Here is a 16,478-nt window from a genome sequence, read left to right on the forward strand (position 1 = left end):
TTCCGATGACCAAGCCCCACCCGACGCGCTATGAAAGGCTGAATCCATTGAACCAGAGGATAGCTGATGGTCTGCACTTTGCTGCCGTCCATCGGCTCGCAGCATCGAGTTTCATCTAATCCACGCGAAGGCACCCGGCGTTAGAACAACCCCATCTGCCGGTCAATCAAGGCACTGAAGCTATCGCCCACAAACGGCAGGATTGCATCGGCGATCGGCTGCAGCTGCTTGGTCAGGTAATGGTCGTAATCGATCATCGCGTTGCGGTTTTCCAAGGGTTCAGGCCCGGCCAAGGTGATCACGTAGCTGATCCAGCCACCATTCTGATACTGGCGTGGACGCCCCTGACGGTCGTTGTAGTCATCAGCCAGGCGCGCGGCACGCACGTGCGGCGGGACGTTACGCTGATAGTCCGCCAAGGGTCGACGCAGGCGCTTGCGGTAGATCAGTTGCTCATCCCGTTCACCCGCCAGCGTCTGCCGCACATAGTCACGCAGATAAGCCTGGTAAGGCTGGCGCAGAAAGATGCGCTGGTAGAGCTCCTGCTGGAACTGCCGGGCCAGCGGCGACCAATCGGTACGCACGGTTTCCAGGCCCTTGAAAACCATCTCGTCACGCCCGTCTGCACGGCGCACCAAGCCGGCATAGCGCTTCTTGCTGCCCTCCTCGGCACCTCGGATGGTCGGCATCAGAAAGCGTTGGTAGTGGGTTTCAAACTGCAACTCCAAAGCGCTTGTCAGGCCGTACTCTGCCTGCAGGTGTGCTTGCCACCACAGGTTGACCTGCTGCACCAGGCGTCGGCCGATGGCCGTTGCATCCTCTTCACTGTGCGTGCGTTTGAGCCAGACGAAGGTCGAGTCGGTATCGCCATAGATCACTTCATACCCCTGGGCCTCGATCAGCTCGCGGGTGCGACGCATGATTTCATGACCACGCATTGTGATCGACGATGCCAGCCGTGGGTCGAAGAACCGGCAACCACTGGAGCCGAGTACCCCGTAGAACGCGTTCATGATGATCTTCAAGGCCTGGGACAACGGGGCGTTGCGCTCACGCTTGGCCGCTTCACGCCCCTGCCACACCCGCTCGACAATCGAGGGCAGGCAATGCCGGGTACGCGAAAAACGCGCCCCCCGAAAACCTGGCACCGACGTGGCATCGCCAGGTTCGCGCAGGCCCTCGACCAAGCCGATCGGGTCGATCAGGAACGTGCGGATGATCGACGGGTACAGACTCTTGTAATCGAGCACCAGCACCGACTCGTACAAGCCCGGTCGCGAGTCCATGACAAAGCCGCCCGGGCTGGCTTCGTCCGGACGGCCACCGAGGTTGGGCGCCACAAACCCCTGGCGGTGCATCAGCGGCATGTACAGGTGACAGAACGCCGCCACCGAGCCGCCACTGCGGTCCGCGGGCAAGCCGGTGACGCTGGCACGCTCCAGCAGGAAGGTGAGCAATTCGGTCTTGGCGAAAATCCGTGTCACCAGTTCGCAGTCCTTGAGGTTGTAGCGCGCCAGGGCCGGCTTGTCCTCGGCAAACATGCGATTGATTTCGTCCATGCGCTGATAAGGCGTGTCGATTGCCTTGCCCTCGCCGAGCAAGGTCTGGGCAACGTTTTCCAGGCTGAACGACGGAAAGCTCCAGGTCGCCGAACGCAACGCTTCGATGCCGTCGATGATCAAGCGCCCTGCGGCACCGGCAAAAAAATGAGAACGACTGCCGTGCTCGCGCCACTCCATCGGCTCGCCTCCACGCCCGAGGATCAAAGGGACCTTCAGCCTTTGAGCATGCTCATGGAGTACACGCAGGTCGAACTGCACCAGGTTCCAGCCAATGATCGCGTCAGGGTCGTGACGGGCCAACCAGGTATTCAGCCGCTCAAGCAATTGCGCACGGCTGGCACAATATTCCAAGGCAAAATCCACGGCTTGGTCGTCGCCATTGGCCGGCCCCAGCATGTACACCTGACGCTGACCACAACCTTCCAGTGCAATGGAGTACAGCTCACCGCGTTCGGTGGTTTCGATATCCAGCGACACCAGCTTCAACTGTGGGCGGTAGCCTGATTCGGGCTTGAGCTGAGCATCCAGCCATACACCGCTGGCGTCGACGCGCCCGGCGAAACTCACCGGCGCGGTGATGAAGCGCTCCATCAGGTAGCGCTCCGGCGGACGAACATCGGCTTCCAGCAGTTCAATGCCGGCCGCACGCAGGCGCTTGTCCAGTTGCATCAACTGACGGTGCTGGCGGCAATACAGGCCCAGTACGGGGCGGTGCTGGAAGTCACAGAGGTCCAGCGGGCGCAGCTCGACCTCTCGCTCGCCAGCCAGCAAGGCCTCGACGCGGTCTCGCTGCTCGGCCAGGACAAAGGCCACGGAGGTTTGCACCGGCAGCCGCACCTGGCGTGGGCCGGCATCGGTCGCCAGCCAGAATTCCACCAGGGTGCCGTCTGGCGTATCCCGCCAATGCCGGGTCAGGACGAAGCCCTGTTGTACATCCACCGCTGCAACCCCTGAACTGAATCGTGAGCCTCGATTCTACCCGAGCTGTCACCCGCTCCGTCGTGTCCTCTGCGCTTAACCGCAACGATGTCGATAACGCGGCCCTGCGGCTGCTTGCCGACAAGGTGCATGACAGGGCATAAGGCATCACTTCAGCTGTCTGCCTGCAACCGCTAGAATAGCGAGCGTCAGGTAACGCCCTTTCCACTGCTGGACCATCGGATCGACTCATGCATACCGTCGTCGGCTCATCTGCTTCGCTCTGGCGTGTACACGTCGAGCACTCATCCCTGCTCACAGGTTGCGCGAAGTGAACCGCTGCCTGCGGCTGTTGACGGTGTTTTCGGTAATGGCACCTTGCCTGAGCCTGGCCGACAGCCCTATCGACCCTCACGCCGACCTGCTGTACCGCCAGGCCCTGCCGTTTCTGGAGCAGGCTGACACCCAGGCCAGTACCTTCAGCCCGCAAGCCAACGCAACCCAGGACGACCTGTTGCGCCAGGGCACGACACTGGTGCAAACCCTGACGCCAGGTGTGGAACTGCTGCGCAAGGCAGCGTCGCTCAACCACCCGGTGGCCGAGTACCGACTGGCGCTCTACTACATGACCTACCTGAGCCCCGCCGAGGTACCGGCACAGGCCTGCCCGCTACTTGCCGCCAGCCTCAGCCAGGGGTTCGCACCGGCCTCGCTGCAGATCAACTCGCTGTGTAGCGAGTACCGCGACAGCGGTGCCTATCGGGCAGCGCTGAAGAAAGCCGTACAAGACGCCACGCGCTATGCCACCTACTACCCGCAACCGGCCATGCGCCTGGAGTGCCAACCGCAAGGCCGTCGGGGGCTGACGCTGCAATGGGGCCAGCAACGTGACTTTCAGGCCGAGGTCTATCGACTGCTCGGTGCCGTCGACCGACCGCAGCGCCAGATGTGGTACCGCAAGGCGGTTGATGCCAATGGCTGCGCAACCGCCCAGCATCGCCTGACCAGCCAGCGCTGAGTGAGGTGACCTGCGCCAGTTCGCAGCCTGGCAAGATCGTTCAAGCAGCGCAGCTGGCACTCTGGCATGCTATGCCCCCCCTGTTCAGTCGCGTTTGTAGACCATGACTCACCCACACCTCGCCCGCCAGGCATTCATCCATGGCGCCATTGCCATCCTGCCGCTGTCGTTGGCCGTTGCCCCCTGGGGCCTGCTGGCCGGCTCGATGGCCATTGAAGCCAACCTGACACCCCTTGAAGGTCAGGGGCTATCGGCAATTGTCTTCGCCGGTGCCGCACAACTGGTTGCCATCGGTATGCTCAAGGGCGGCGCGAACCTGTTTTCGATCATCCTGACCACTCTGCTACTGACCTCACAGCACCTGCTCTACGGTCTGTCGATGCGCCCCGTGATTTCTGACCTGCCTGTGCGCTGGCGGGTGGGGCTGGGCTTTCTGCTGACCGACGAATTCTTCGCCCTGACCAGCCAGTACGACAAACAACAGTTCAACCGCTGGTATGCGCTGGGCGTAGGCCTGACCTTCTATGTGGCCTGGAACCTGTTCACCCTGGCCGGCATCGTCCTGGGCCAGAACATTCCGCACCTGGACAAACTGGGCCTGGACTTCTCCATCGTTGCCACGTTTGTAGCCTTGATTGCGCCGCTGGTACGCAACCTACCAACGGTGGTGTGCGTCGCGGTTTCGCTGTTCAGTTCAGTGCTGTTCAGTTTCTGGCACTGGGAAACAGCGCTGGTGCTGGCCGGCCTGCTGGGCATGAGCGCCGGTTTCATCTGCCAGAAACTGAGCGGAGGCCGCTCATGATTTTCCTGCTGATCGTCGGCATGGGGCTGGTCGTGTTTCTCAACCGCTACGCCTTTCTCGAGCCCCGCCTGCCATTGCGCCTGAGTTCAAATGCCCGGCAATTTCTCGGTTTTGCCGTGCCCGGCATGCTCACCGCCATCTGCGGGCCGATCATCTTCATGCCCGACCACCAGCTCGACCTCAACCCGGCCAACCCCTACCTGGTGGGCTCGATGGTGGCAGTCGTGCTGGTGTTGTTGACCCGTAACACCTTGATCAGCATGCTGCTGAGCATGGCGTTTTTCTTCGTCTTTCGCTGGTGGATGAACGGTGCGGCGTGAAGCAGTGAAGGCTTGCCAACGACAGCATCGCCGGCAAGCGGGCTTGTGTAACTAGCCTTCTGACTCGGCATCGGTGTGTTCAGCGGCCTGCTCAGGGGCTTCGACCGAGGCTACGTTGTCAGGGGCTTGTTGCTGAGCGGCGAAGATCGCTTCATAGCGCGCCTGCAGGCGATCACTGCCGCCTTCGGCCAAGGCCAACGTAGAGGCAAGACTCAATACACCCATCAGGGCAAGTCGGGAACATTTCAAACGGGTTTCTCCAATGACTGATTTGCCACACGCGGTGCGGCACTCGAAAGTGAGTCCAGGCAGTGTCGATGTGTAGGATTATCGGCTGATTAACGGGTAAATCCCGGCTGGATATTGCACATAAGTCGACCTGCCAAACAGTAACAATATGTTCAAAGACTAGGCGCGATTGTTTATGCTGGCGCACTTACGCAATGGCTCATAGCCACACCGACAAGTAACCGTGCATGAAACTATTTCTCGTTCTTCTGTTCGTTTTTTCGATTGCCTATGTCCACCTGCGCGGTCGCGTTCGACACAAACTGACCCGTCAGTTGGGCGACCACTCCAGCTTCCTGGCGCCCGTCAACGTCTTCCTCTACCTGTTCTCCAGGCTGCCCGCCCGGCCCTACCTCAGCACCGATTCATTTCCCGAGCTCAAACCCCTGCAGGACAACTGGGAAGCCATCCGCGAAGAGGCCCAACAGCTCCTGAATGTCGGCGAAATCAAAAGCTCGCAGCGTTATGACGATGTGGGCTTCAACTCATTTTTCAAAAGTGGCTGGAAACGTTTCTACCTGAAGTGGTATGGCGAAAGTCACCCTTCGGCGATGAAGCTGTGCCCACGTACCACAGAGCTGCTGCAAGGTATCGGCACCGTCAAGGCAGCCATGTTCGCCACCCTGCCACCGGGCTCGAAACTGGTTCGTCACCGCGACCCCTATGCCGGTTCTTACCGCTACCACCTGGGCCTGGACACCCCCAACAGCCCGGACTGCTACATCGACGTGGACGGTGAGAAGTACCACTGGCGTGACGGTGAAGGTGTCGTGTTCGATGAAACCTATATTCACTATGCCGCCAACCAGACGGATCAAAACCGCATCATTCTGTTCTGCGATATCGAGCGTCCCCTGAAATACCGCTGGGCCACTGCGTTCAACCGCTGGTTCAGCCGCAATGTCATGGCCGCGGCTGCCGCGCCGAACACTGACGGGGACAAGACCGGCGGCATCAACCGCCTGTTCACCCGGATCTACAAGATCCGCGAGCGCGGCAAGGCACTGAAGAAACGCAACCGCGCACGTTACTACGCCGAAAAATGGGCGGTAGTGACCGTGTTGGCGCTGATCTTCATTTACATCTGACCCGTTATGGCGGCGCCGACACAGTCGGCGCCCACGTCTTGCAAAGGCTGCCCACGTCCCTGCCCTGCGCCTATCGACCAACGGCGCAGCAACTGCCGAAAAACTAGCTTCACTGTTCATTTTGTCGAAACACACAAGGTGAACACCATGTTGGACTGGAACGAGTACCGTAAACAGCTGACGGCCGGCATTCGCGACCTCAAGCAACTCTCACCGGACACGGTCAGCGGCTACCTGACCGCCAGTGCTGCCGGCGAAAAAACCAACCACCTCGACGCCAAGACCCGCGAACTGATCTCTCTGGCCGTGGCCGTCACGACCCGTTGCGATGGCTGCATTGCCGTGCATTCGGCACAGGCCGTGAAACACGGTGCCACCCGGGAAGAAATTGCCGAAGCACTGGGCGTTGCCATCGCGATGAACGCGGGTGCAGCACTGGTTTACTCGGCACGGGCACTGGATGCGGTAGGCAAGGTCGAGCCATAATCCCGCCATCGCCAGGCTGGCGCGACACGTCCGTTGCAGCCAGCCCACCCGCACGCCCCCTCCGAGAACAGCATGATTCACATCCGCCCCATGACCGCCGCCGACTTCGAGCACTTCTGGCCGACCTTCAAGGCCATCGTCGGCGCCCGCGAAACCTATGCCTTCGACCCCGCCATCACTGTCGAACAGGCACGCCAACTGTGGCTGGAAATGCCCTTGCATACCCTGGTAGCCGAGGAAAACGGTGAACTGCTGGGCTCCTATTACCTCAAGGCCAACGCTGCCGGCCCAGGCGCCCATGTGTGCAATTGCGGCTACATGGTTACCGAGGCCGCACGCGGCCGAGGCGTAGCGCAGGCGATGTGCCAACACTCTCAGCAACTGGCTCGCGACAACGGTTTCATGGCGATGCAGTTCAACTCGGTAGTGTCGAGCAACGAAGTGGCCGTGGCCCTCTGGCAAAAGCTTGGTTTCGAGGTGGTCGGGCGCCTGCCCAAGGCCTACCAGCACGCACGCCTGGGCCTGGTGGACTGCCTGGTGATGTACAAATGGCTAGGCGAAGCTATGCCGCATGAGCAGCCAAAACTGATAGGTCGCAAGAATATCGAGGCGGTGGTGTCCCGGCGTCGCGGCCGTTGACTACGGCGGCCACATAACCTGGCGCACGCCCGTCAAGCGGTGACGCCAAACAAAACACCGACCCCCGCCGTCAGGCCCATGGCCAGTGCGCCCCAAAAGGTCACGCGGGCTGCAGCCGTTACCACAGACGCGCCACCGGTGTAGCCTGCCAACACCCCCAGAAGCATCAGAAACAGCAGCGAACTGCCAGCCACGGCATACATCAGCAGCGATTGCGGCACCCATAGAACGATCAGCAGTGGCAGTGCCGCACCGACTGAAAACGAACCTGCAGAGGCCAGGGCAGCCTGCACCGGTCGCGCGGCCAATGCTTCGGAAATGCCCAGTTCATCGCGGCCATGCGCACCCAGCGCATCGTGTGCCATCAACTGTGTGGCGACGCGGCTGGCCAATTCTTTATCGAGCCCGCGACCAACGTAGATCTCGGTCAACTCGGCGTGTTCATGTACAGGATCAGCCGCCAGCTCCTTGCGTTCCCGGTCCAGGTCGGAACGCTCGGTATCCGCCTGCGAACTAACCGACACGTATTCGCCAGCGGCCATCGACATCGCCCCCGCAACAAGGCCTGCAACGCCGGCGATCAGAATACTTGCAGCACTTGCGCCGGCCGCCGCCACACCCAGGATCAGGCTGGCAGTGGAAACAATACCGTCATTGGCGCCAAGCACAGCGGCACGCAGCCACCCTATACGATGAGTTTTATGGACTTCGATGTGCCTCATGAGTGACTCCCTATGCAGAAAACAAGCGCGGTACAAGCATAGCGCTATGCGGTCCGCCCAAGGCACTTAACACCCTCCCGCATTGTGCGCTACCGCACCGACGTTTCCGGGTATTGAGCGCAATGTTGATCACAGTCGTTGAATGGCGTGTGGTCGCGTGTTCCAAGCCCTTTCTGTATGCCCCCACGCGCTCAGCAGTCAGCAGTCAGCAGTCAGCAGTCAGCAGTCAGCAGTCAGCACAAGAGGAGATGTGAAGTGAGTACCCTGAACACGTTCAACGCCATCGTTGGCCTGGCCTGTGGCCTGACCCTCAGCGCATGCGCTGAACTCTATCCCCCAAACAACACCTCAACCCCGATCTACAACAGCCCAGAAGTCATCCAGACAACATCAGCCTATTCTGGCCGTGGTGTCGTGCAATCGATTGTCCCAGCCAATCAGGGCTACCAGGGCTTGGCGGGTACGGGTTACGGGCTAGGGACACTGATCGGTGCCCTCGCCGGTGGACTTGCCGGCAGCCAAGTAGGGTCAGGCACCGGCAAAACGGTTGCGATGGTCGCGGGCACAGCAGGCGGCGCCTATGTGGGACACCAACTGGAACAGCGTAATCAGCAACCTGCCAGCTACGCGATTACCATCCGCATGGACAACGGCTCCTACCAGACCCTGAACCAAAGCTCGACTGGCGGTCTGAACGTTGGCGACCGTGTCAGGATCCAGAACGGATTATTGCAGCGGGACTAGGTAGGGCTGCACCAGTGAGCACGTTGACGAGCGTCGCAGAAAGCGGTCGACCGGGAGTTTGAACCAGGCATCCCGGTTAGCCAATGCAACCAGAATCTGGTTAACCTTCAAGCTGGCGACCTCCATGTTGTTCAACGACTGCACCACGGTATTCCAGCCCTTGTGCTGTGCCTTGTGTGGCGCTTCCCAATGTAGATACAAAAATGACGCAGTCAGCGCAACGTCCTGTGTCCGAGGTCAGCGCGCAAGCTCGGCAGCGTCAGCCAGTGCGTCACTGAACGCCGCATGGTAATGCTGGCTGCCAATGGCTTGCAGGATGCCTACCCTGCCGAGCTTGCCCAACACCTTGGCATTGGCTTCACAGAGTTTTACGACAATGTGCCGTTTGTGCAGTTGCTGGATCACTTCTTCGAGCATTTGCAGGCCGGTGATGTCCATGAACGGTACGTGTTTAAGGCGCAGAATGAGTACGACGGGATCGGTATGCGTCTGGGCCAGGGCACGCTCAAAGGTTTCCGCCGCACCAAAGAACAGCGGCCCCTCGACGGTGTAGATCAACACGCCAGGCGGCAGGTGCTGGTGACCGTTCTGGCGCAGTTCGTGTTCGAGCTCGTGCTCGACGACCTGCTGCACCTCGACGGAGGATGCCATGCGCCGCATGAACTGCAGCATCGCCAGAATCACGCCGATGTTCACGGCGATCACCAGATCGCTGAATACGGTAAGGGTGAAGGTAATGAGCAGAATCGCTACATCGGCGCGCGGGGCACGTTGAACCATGCGCTTGAAGTGTTTCAACTCGCTCATGTTGTAGGCGACAACGAACAGGATGGCCGCCAGGGCGCACAGAGGAATGTTCGAGGCCAAGGGTGCCAGGAACAGAATGATCAAGACCAGGGTAATGGCGTGGGCAATACCGGCCAGCGGGCTCGTACCGCCATTACGGATATTGGTCGCGGTACGGGCAATCGCGCCGGTCGCGGCGAACCCGCCAAACAGAGGGGTTGCCAGGTTGGCGATACCCTGGCCGATCAACTCCTGATTGGAGTCGTGCCGCGTGCCGGCCATTCCGTCGGCAACCACAGCGGAAAGCAGCGATTCGATGGCCCCCAGCATGGCGATCGCAAACGCCGGCCCAATCAGGTCAATAACACGCGCCAGGGTGATCTGCGGCGGGTTGAAGTCGGGGAAACCTTGAGGGATACCGCCGAAGGCACTGCCAATCGTGGCGACGCCATCGAAGTGGAACAGCGACTGGATCAGCGTCGCAACCACCATGGCAACCAATGGCCCGGGAAAACGTTTGAGCGCTGCAATTCTGGGGGTGATCAGCACCAGGAACAGGCTGAGCAACGCCAACGACGTCGTGGCCATGTGCAGGTTCGGCAGCGCGAGCAGCAAATGCCAGAACTTCTCGTGAAAATACTCACCGGTAATTGCCGGCAAGCCGAAGAAATCCTTCCACTGCCCCACCCAGATGATCACGCCGATGCCCGCGGTAAAACCGACGATCACCGGGTCCGGGATGAACTTGATGATTGCACCCAAGCGGGTGATGCCCAGCAGCAACAGGATGACGCCGGCCATCATCGTGGCAATGTGCAGGCCCTCGACACCGTGGGTCGCGGTGACACCTGCCAGGATGACGATAAATGCCCCCGTCGGGCCGGCAATCTGCAGCCGGCTGCCGCCAAAGATCGACACCAGCAGGCCGCCAATGATTGCGGTGTAGATGCCTTGCTCGGGCTTGACACCCGAGGCGATGGCAAACGCCATGGCCAACGGCAGTGCAACCACTCCGACAACCACCCCGGACACCAGATTGCCTAGCCAATGCTCACGCCCGAACAAACCGGCTTTCCATGCTTCACGTATCGCAATCATGCCAGGCTCCTCAACGGCTGCATGTTCATACTAGTAGCATGAGTGCGACCCGTACTCGGCATTCCTCTACTAAGCGTCCCGGTTAGCCAGCGCAACCAGAACCTGGTTAACCTTCAAGCTGGCGACTTCCATGCTGTTCAACGACTGCACCACGGCATTCCAATCCTTGTGCTGCGCCTTGTGCAGCGCCTCGCTTGCTGACTCGTGGCAGAGACGGTGCGGATCGTCGAGCTGGCTGAATGACCGATCATTTCGGTAGGTTTCCTGGGTTTCAGGCGTGAGGTACCACTTCCCGAGACGGCAGTTCTTGTGGTCCGAGAGCTCAAGGTTCTGGTCTTGATTGAACAAGCGCAGATAGACCATCAACTTGAACAACAGGTGATCAAGCTTGACCGCCTCACAGAACGAACTGAGCGCGATATTCTCGATCAAGCCGGTCATGTGGTCGCCCATCACCACCATTTCATCCAGGGTCTGCGCCGACGACGACACATCGCTGGCCAGTCGGGTTGCCTCGGTGGACAGGTTACCGATCGAGGCGCTTGCCGCCGCCGTATCGGTGTTGATGCCATCCACCAGGACGCTGATGTCCTGGGTCGCCTGATGGGTGCGTTGCGCCAGCGCCCGGACCTCATCGGCAACCACTGCAAAACCACGGCCCTGCTCACCGGCACGCGCCGCCTCGATGGCCGCATTCAGTGCCAGCAGGTTGGTCTGGTCAGAAATCGCCTTGATCAAGCCAACAATGTTGCTGATCTCACTCACGCGGGTCTTGAGTTGGCTGACACTCTCCACGCTGCTCACGCCCTGCTCTGCCATGTGCGTGAGCGAACTGGAGAACGAGGACAGCATCTCGGAGGTTTGGGCAAATACACCACTATTGGCCTTGAGGTGATCCACTTCGCCGCGCAGAACTTCTGCCTGGTGGACGACGCCATCACGGGTCTGCTTCATGGAGTCGTCGAACATGCCCAGCTTGTCATGCAGCTCACTCTGGTAGCGGCTGTAACCATTGAGCGCAGCCTGTTCGGCCTGGGTCTGGGCAACCAGATCGGCCAATTGCCGGTTTTCCTGGCGCAAGGCTTCGTTTTCTCGGCGCAACGCGACCAGCTCATCGTCCTGCTCGGCAACTCGCGTTCGCCATTTACCACTAAACATCGCAACCGCTCCTTAGCACCCGTGTGCCAAACGTCATGGTGTCAGTAATCAAAACGCGGGCCTGAAGTCGGTGCACCTTGATCGTATCGACGATACTTTAAACGCGTCACACTGACGCAGCATTGACATCAATCAGCCATCATCCAAGTATTCAATACTGTTATCAACCATGAGGCAGACGCACATACCAAACAGCAGCAACTGGGCACGGTCGGCTTGAACGTTGATTCATGTCAGTGAACTGCAACAGGCGTTGCTGTACATAGCCCGTCCACCTTCGTAGGGATGCAGTGCCATGTATGAGTCCAACCAGGCAGCCCGAATCATCTGCAGCAATGAAGTGCTAGCCGACCAGCTACGCCCGCTGCTGGCTAACATCGCGCCAGACTGCGAGGTGCTGGTTGTACCGAGTGATTGCAGTGCCGCCCCCCTTTGTCGCTGGCTGGGTGACGCGCACCTCGGGTCGACCGGGCGAGTACACGCGGCCTTGGTCGAAACGACCGAGGTTTTGGAGCAGACCCGTCATGCCTTCAAATCCCGCGAACTGGGGATGTTACGGCGGCGTCTGGTTGGGCTGTTGGAGAAGTTGTCAGACAATCCAGAATGATGTAATTATGCCATCAGAAGGTTCCGCTAGAAGCGGGAGCCGGCTTTGCCGAGCAGGACATAGGGCCTGAAAGACGAAGCGCCGTGACCATGCGTTCTTGAGCAGAATGCAGGGTCACGGCGCTTTTTTTTCAGCAGAAAACGTATCTGTACAAGTACAGGGCCATGTGAATGAAGGTGACAGCAGATCTGACGGAGTTGCTTAAACGTATTCGCCTCGACCAGGAGGAAATCGCCGAGCGCTTTCGCTTTCTCGACTGGAGCGCAGCGGATGCCGGAGCGTCTCAGCGCAGCAGCAGCGCACATGGCCCCTGCTCAGCCGACGTTCATCAATCGGCTGTACCGTCACCTGGAGCAGTTTGCCACACCGTCTGCACTGCTGCGCACGCCCGAGATCACTACCCGCCTGAAGCACAGCCAGGCGGACTACTACCAGCGCTTGTGGGCCGGTCTCTACGATGATGCCTACATCAACAGCCGCCTGCGCATTGGCGTGATCCACCAACAGGTCGGCCTGGAGTTGAAATGGTACCTGGGCACCTACCGCCTGTACCTTGACGATATGCTTGCCAGCCTATTCGGTGACAGCGATCAGGCCACGCTTTACTCAAGCCTGTTGAAGGCCGTGTTCTTCGACATGACCCTGGCCATCGACACCTACAGCGCAGCGCAGCACAAGGCGCTGGAAGACAGCGAAGCACGCTTCGCCCGTGCGCTGCGCGGTGCCAACGACGGCATCTGGGACTGGCACATCGACCAGGATCGACTGTATGTATCCGAGCGTTGGGCCAGCATGCTCGGCCTCAGCCGCGACAGCATGGGCGAGAGCAGTGCCAGTTGGTTCAACCGCGTTCACCCGGACGACTTGCCGGATTTTCGTCAAGCCATCGATGCCCACCTGCAAGGGCAGACCGCCTTCGTACACCATGAGTACCGTATCCGCCAAAGCAACGGTGACTATACCTGGGTACTGGTACGCGGGGTCGCCGAAGTCACCACACCGGGCCAGTTACGCATGGCCGGCTCGCAGTCCGATATCAGTGCCCGCAAAGACGTCGAGCAACGCCTGATGCATGCCGCTCACCATGATCCGCTGACCGGTCTGGCCAACCGCATACGCCTTGATGAGCAAATGCAGAAGACCATCATGAAAGAACGCAGGGGCGGCGACTACGAAGCACTGCTGTTCATCGACCTCGACCGCTTCAAGCTGATCAACGATAGCCTGGGCCACAGTGTCGGTGATCGCGTGCTGGTCGAAGTGGCCCAGCGCCTGAGAAACGCGCTGCGTCCCAGTGATCAACTGTTCCGCTTCGGCGGCGACGAATTCATCGTCCTGCTTAACGACCTCAGTTGCAGCCTCGACGCCGAACACATCTCCCAGCGCATTCTGGACAACCTGCATCAGCCGCTGCATATCGACGGCCATACCCTTGTGGTCAGTGCCAGTATTGGCATCGCCCCCATGCACGAACATGGCAAGGCGCTGGATGTCGTGCAGGCCGCCGACCTTGCCCTCTACAGCGCCAAATCTGCTGGCAAGGCACGCTTTGCCCACTACAGTGAAGCCTTGCAGGACGATGCACAGCACCATCTGGAACTGGAGTCCGCGCTGGGCCAGGCACTCCAGCACGATGAATTCGAACTGCACTACCAACCGATCTATCGCCTGGACCAAGGGGTACCACAGGTGTGCGGGGTGGAAGCGCTACTGCGCTGGCGCCAGGATGAACGCCTGATTTCACCCCTGGAGTTCATTCCAGCACTGGAGGAATCAGGAGAAATCATCCACGTCGGCGAATGGGTACTGCGCCAGGCCTGCCAGCAGACCCGCACCTGGCAGAAGGAAGGACATGAGCACATCCGCTGTTCGGTGAACATTTCCAGCCTGCAACTGCAACAAACCGACTTCACCCCCAGGCTGATCGACATCCTGCAGGAAAGCGGCCTGCCCCCTGCCAGCCTGATCCTGGAAATTACCGAAAGCCAGTTGATCATTGAGGACTCGAACACCTTGGCCTGCCTGAATGAACTGGCCAGCCTGGGCGTATTGTTGGCGTTGGACGACTTTGGCACCGGATACTCATCACTCGGCTATCTCACGCGTTTTCCACTGCACATTCTCAAACTGGACAAGAGCTTCATCGGCGGTATCCCGTTCGATGGCAAACAAGGCACGATCAGCCAGGCGATCATCGGCCTTGGCCGGAACCTCGGCCTGGAAGTCGTCGCCGAGGGGATCGAAACCCCGGCACAACTCGATTTTGTGCTCAATGAAGGCTGCCACTATGGCCAGGGTTACTGGTTTAGCCAGCCACGACCGGCCGACCAGATGCAACGCCTGTTCAACACAGCGAACAGCTTAGAGGCGCGGTGATGGGCTGGCTGCAGGTACTCACTTCAGCCTTTGCGCGTACTGGCACTCGGCGATGCAATGACTAGACTCATGGCATTACATTCAGCATCGGGTAAAGACCATGCGTTACACCCTGTTTGAACAGCAGAAAGACTTGATCATCCTCATCGCACGCCTTTTGCTGATGACTATTTTTGTCATGTCTGGCTGGAGCAAGCTGACTAACTTCGAAGGTACTGCAGGCTATCTTGCGTCGCTTGGCGCACCGATGCCGCCCGTGGCAGCAGGGATCGCAATACTGATGGAGTTCTTCGTCGGCATTGCCCTTGTAGTCGGTTTTTTTACCCGGCCACTGGCGGCATTGATGGCGTTGTTCGTGCTGGGGACGGCACTCATTGGCCATCCCTTCTGGAGCATGCCTGAGCCCGACAAGGCCGCGAACATGATCCAGTTCTACAAGAACATCAGCATCATGGGAGGCTTGTTGCTGCTCAGCGTGACAGGCGCAGGCAAGTTCTCGGTCGATCGGCAGTAACCCGATCCCCCAATGATTCAGTGCAAACGCGCCTACATCCCAGCAGCCAATGCAGGTTGGATATTTTCCGGGTGGCCTCTGGATTGCATAGATACGTCGCTGAGTTATCCTCTATATTCGCAAGGTTTTTAGCACTCACGCGCCTGGGACGATGGCCATCAACCATCCCCAACTGCGCTGATGGAGCAGTGTCATGATTGGGCGGCGCGAATGAACCCTTTTGCACTACAGCATGACCAGAATGTGCTCATTGCCGAGCAAGTTCGTACCGACCGCTTGCATCTGCTGTTCCGTCAGTCCGTAACGGCGGTGGTCGGCAGCTTCATTGCCGCCTGTCTGCTCTGTTGGCTGTGCTGGGAGCGTGCGGATCAATCCGTCATTCTGTTATGGATCTCACTGCTCGGTGGCGCGACACTGCTGCGCATCGGCTTGTTCCTGGCCTACTTTCGCAGCCATGAGCGCGAACGCATTCCTAATCGATGGGAAGGCAAGTACTGGATCACCCTGGTGCTCTCTGCCGGCCTCTGGGGGCTCGGCGCGCTGGCGATAATGCCCAGTGATGACCTACTGGCGCAGGCGATCGTACTGCTGTTTACTGTCGGCATGGCCGGCAGCGCCGTGTCCTGCTACTCGGCGTACCGGTCCATGACCTTGTCGGCCATGGGCTTGGTCTTGCTGCCATGCACGCTCTGGCTACTGCTTCAGCCCTCGGCGATGCAGGTCGGCATGGCCATCGCCGCCCTGCTGTTCTCGGCATCCATCGTGCGGGCAACACGCGAGCTCTCCGAGGCACTGGAGAAAGCCTTTCGTTTGACCCATGAAATGGAGCATGCACACAGTATTGCCAGCTATGCCGCGCAGACCGACGAACTCACCGGCCTGAAGAATCGCCGCGCATTCTTTGAACATGCCCAGCAACTCTACAGCTACTGCAAACGCAATCAGCGCCCCCTTTGCGCCCTGGTGCTGGACATTGACCACTTCAAGCAGATCAATGACACACACGGCCACCAGGCCGGTGATGAGGTACTGCGCCAAATAGGTGCAGTGATCCGGGCGTCCTTTCGCGAATCGGACGTCTACGGCAGGCTTGGCGGTGAGGAGTTCGCGGTACTGCTGGCGGATACCACCCTGGAGGCGGCGCTACGCATTGCCGAACAGCTTGGAAAATCAATTGCCGAGATGCCATTGATGTTCGAAAAAACACGAACACAACGCCTTACCGCCAGCCTTGGGGTAGCCTCGGCGAGTGCCGAAGATATGGACCTGCACGACCTGTTGAACAGTGCCGACAAAGCCATGTACCGCGCCAAGGCCCTCGGCCGCAATCAGGTGGTTGCGGCCGAGTAACC

The 16,478-nt window shown here is 59.6% G+C and carries 16 protein-coding genes and 1 pseudogene; 11 read left to right on the plus strand and 6 right to left on the minus strand.

Translation table 11 applies throughout. From position 1 onward, the window contains the following. Nucleotides 1-140 precede the first annotated feature (140 nt). Nucleotides 141-2,501 carry a DNA polymerase II gene (locus AB7M23_RS19855; protein ID WP_454241795.1) on the minus strand — a complete coding sequence of 787 codons (2,361 nt, stop codon included), beginning with the start codon at nucleotides 2,499-2,501 and terminating at the stop codon, nucleotides 141-143. A 310-nt stretch (nucleotides 2,502-2,811) separates the two neighbouring features. Between AB7M23_RS19855 and AB7M23_RS19860 the strand changes: the two genes are divergently transcribed. The 3 genes from AB7M23_RS19860 (at nucleotide 2,812) to AB7M23_RS19870 (ending at nucleotide 4,620) form a co-directional block, all read left to right on the plus strand. Continuing rightward, nucleotides 2,812-3,498, plus strand: a complete 687-nt coding sequence (locus tag AB7M23_RS19860; RefSeq protein ID WP_454241796.1) for a sel1 repeat family protein — start codon at nucleotides 2,812-2,814, stop codon at nucleotides 3,496-3,498. 103 nt (nucleotides 3,499-3,601) lie between these two features. Beyond that, nucleotides 3,602-4,300 carry an AzlC family ABC transporter permease gene (locus AB7M23_RS19865; RefSeq protein ID WP_102051905.1) on the plus strand — a complete coding sequence of 233 codons (699 nt, stop codon included), beginning with the start codon at nucleotides 3,602-3,604 and terminating at the stop codon, nucleotides 4,298-4,300. Next, complete coding sequence (locus tag AB7M23_RS19870) at nucleotides 4,297-4,620, plus strand: AzlD domain-containing protein (protein WP_099775162.1); 324 nt, start codon at nucleotides 4,297-4,299, stop codon at nucleotides 4,618-4,620. The genes AB7M23_RS19865 and AB7M23_RS19870 overlap by 4 nt, the downstream gene beginning before the upstream one ends. A 51-nt stretch (nucleotides 4,621-4,671) precedes the next feature. On the opposite strand, the gene AB7M23_RS19875 is transcribed toward AB7M23_RS19870, so the two are convergent. Continuing rightward, entirely contained in the window at nucleotides 4,672-4,869 is a 198-nt protein-coding gene (locus AB7M23_RS19875) for a co-regulatory protein PtrA N-terminal domain-containing protein (protein ID WP_145991779.1), read from the minus strand. Between the two features lie 227 nt (nucleotides 4,870-5,096). Between AB7M23_RS19875 and lpxO the strand changes: the two genes are divergently transcribed. From lpxO to AB7M23_RS19890, 3 genes are all read left to right on the plus strand, one after another. Beyond that, on the plus strand, nucleotides 5,097-5,996 hold the full coding sequence (gene lpxO, locus AB7M23_RS19880) for a lipid A hydroxylase LpxO (RefSeq protein WP_454241797.1): 900 nt from the start codon (nucleotides 5,097-5,099) through the stop codon (nucleotides 5,994-5,996). A 147-nt stretch (nucleotides 5,997-6,143) separates the two neighbouring features. Next, on the plus strand, nucleotides 6,144-6,482 hold the full coding sequence (locus AB7M23_RS19885) for a carboxymuconolactone decarboxylase family protein (RefSeq protein WP_065758655.1): 339 nt from the start codon (nucleotides 6,144-6,146) through the stop codon (nucleotides 6,480-6,482). Nucleotides 6,483-6,554: 72 nt separating this feature from the next. Next, nucleotides 6,555-7,121 carry a GNAT family N-acetyltransferase gene (locus tag AB7M23_RS19890; RefSeq protein ID WP_065758654.1) on the plus strand — a complete coding sequence of 189 codons (567 nt, stop codon included), beginning with the start codon at nucleotides 6,555-6,557 and terminating at the stop codon, nucleotides 7,119-7,121. A gap of 32 nt (nucleotides 7,122-7,153) precedes the next feature. Here the strand turns inward: AB7M23_RS19890 and AB7M23_RS19895 are convergent, their stop codons facing one another. After that, complete coding sequence (locus tag AB7M23_RS19895; protein ID WP_102051907.1) at nucleotides 7,154-7,843, minus strand: VIT1/CCC1 transporter family protein; 690 nt, start codon at nucleotides 7,841-7,843, stop codon at nucleotides 7,154-7,156. Nucleotides 7,844-8,098: 255 nt separating this feature from the next. Between AB7M23_RS19895 and AB7M23_RS19900 the strand changes: the two genes are divergently transcribed. After that, entirely contained in the window at nucleotides 8,099-8,587 is a 489-nt protein-coding gene (locus tag AB7M23_RS19900; protein WP_454241798.1) for a glycine zipper 2TM domain-containing protein, read from the plus strand. A 237-nt stretch (nucleotides 8,588-8,824) separates the two neighbouring features. On the opposite strand, the gene AB7M23_RS19905 is transcribed toward AB7M23_RS19900, so the two are convergent. The 3 genes and pseudogenes from AB7M23_RS19905 to AB7M23_RS19915 all read right to left on the minus strand — a co-directional run. After that, a complete protein-coding gene (locus AB7M23_RS19905; protein ID WP_099775165.1) occupies nucleotides 8,825-10,471 on the minus strand; it encodes a SulP family inorganic anion transporter in 1,647 nt (548 codons plus the stop codon). A gap of 69 nt (nucleotides 10,472-10,540) precedes the next feature. Beyond that, a complete protein-coding gene (locus AB7M23_RS19910) occupies nucleotides 10,541-10,933 on the minus strand; it encodes a CZB domain-containing protein (protein WP_371917191.1) in 393 nt (130 codons plus the stop codon). Nucleotides 10,934-10,936: 3 nt separating this feature from the next. Continuing rightward, a pseudogene (locus AB7M23_RS19915) lies at nucleotides 10,937-11,212 on the minus strand (methyl-accepting chemotaxis protein); the annotation flags it as partial. A 712-nt stretch (nucleotides 11,213-11,924) separates the two neighbouring features. Here AB7M23_RS19915 and AB7M23_RS19920 point away from each other — a divergent pair. The 4 genes from AB7M23_RS19920 to AB7M23_RS19935 all read left to right on the plus strand — a co-directional run bounded on the left by AB7M23_RS19920 (nucleotide 11,925) and on the right by AB7M23_RS19935 (nucleotide 16,476). Beyond that, on the plus strand, nucleotides 11,925-12,236 hold the full coding sequence (locus AB7M23_RS19920) for a hypothetical protein (protein WP_065758650.1): 312 nt from the start codon (nucleotides 11,925-11,927) through the stop codon (nucleotides 12,234-12,236). Nucleotides 12,237-12,506: 270 nt separating this feature from the next. Next, a complete protein-coding gene (locus AB7M23_RS19925; protein WP_454241799.1) occupies nucleotides 12,507-14,612 on the plus strand; it encodes a putative bifunctional diguanylate cyclase/phosphodiesterase in 2,106 nt (701 codons plus the stop codon). 100 nt (nucleotides 14,613-14,712) lie between these two features. Then, the gene (locus AB7M23_RS19930; protein ID WP_065758648.1) at nucleotides 14,713-15,126 is read left to right on the plus strand and encodes a DoxX family protein; all 414 of its coding nucleotides are present in this window, start codon (nucleotides 14,713-14,715) and stop codon (nucleotides 15,124-15,126) included. Between the two features lie 210 nt (nucleotides 15,127-15,336). Beyond that, entirely contained in the window at nucleotides 15,337-16,476 is a 1,140-nt protein-coding gene (locus tag AB7M23_RS19935) for a diguanylate cyclase (protein ID WP_454241800.1), read from the plus strand. Nucleotides 16,477-16,478 lie beyond the last annotated feature (2 nt).

The organism is Pseudomonas sp. HLS-6 TE3448, assembly GCF_053629555.1.

Bases quoted from the DNA above. Each gene is read 5' to 3' on its own strand.
- AB7M23_RS19920 (WP_065758650.1), top strand. From the start codon at position 11,925: ATGTATGAGTCCAACCAGGCAGCCCGAATCATCTGCAGCAATGAAGTG.
- AB7M23_RS19925 (WP_454241799.1), top strand. From the start codon at position 12,507: ATGCCGGAGCGTCTCAGCGCAGCAGCAGCGCACATGGCCCCTGCTCAG.
- AB7M23_RS19865 (WP_102051905.1), top strand. From the start codon at position 3,602: ATGACTCACCCACACCTCGCCCGCCAGGCATTCATCCATGGCGCCATT.
- AB7M23_RS19905 (WP_099775165.1), bottom strand. From the start codon at position 10,471: ATGATTGCGATACGTGAAGCATGGAAAGCCGGTTTGTTCGGGCGTGAG.
- AB7M23_RS19935 (WP_454241800.1), top strand. From the start codon at position 15,337: ATGAACCCTTTTGCACTACAGCATGACCAGAATGTGCTCATTGCCGAG.
- lpxO (WP_454241797.1), top strand. From the start codon at position 5,097: ATGAAACTATTTCTCGTTCTTCTGTTCGTTTTTTCGATTGCCTATGTC.
- AB7M23_RS19895 (WP_102051907.1), bottom strand. From the start codon at position 7,843: ATGAGGCACATCGAAGTCCATAAAACTCATCGTATAGGGTGGCTGCGT.
- AB7M23_RS19890 (WP_065758654.1), top strand. From the start codon at position 6,555: ATGATTCACATCCGCCCCATGACCGCCGCCGACTTCGAGCACTTCTGG.
- AB7M23_RS19930 (WP_065758648.1), top strand. From the start codon at position 14,713: ATGCGTTACACCCTGTTTGAACAGCAGAAAGACTTGATCATCCTCATC.
- AB7M23_RS19910 (WP_371917191.1), bottom strand. From the start codon at position 10,933: ATGGTGGTGATGGGCGACCACATGACCGGCTTGATCGAGAATATCGCG.
- AB7M23_RS19885 (WP_065758655.1), top strand. From the start codon at position 6,144: ATGTTGGACTGGAACGAGTACCGTAAACAGCTGACGGCCGGCATTCGC.
- AB7M23_RS19870 (WP_099775162.1), top strand. From the start codon at position 4,297: ATGATTTTCCTGCTGATCGTCGGCATGGGGCTGGTCGTGTTTCTCAAC.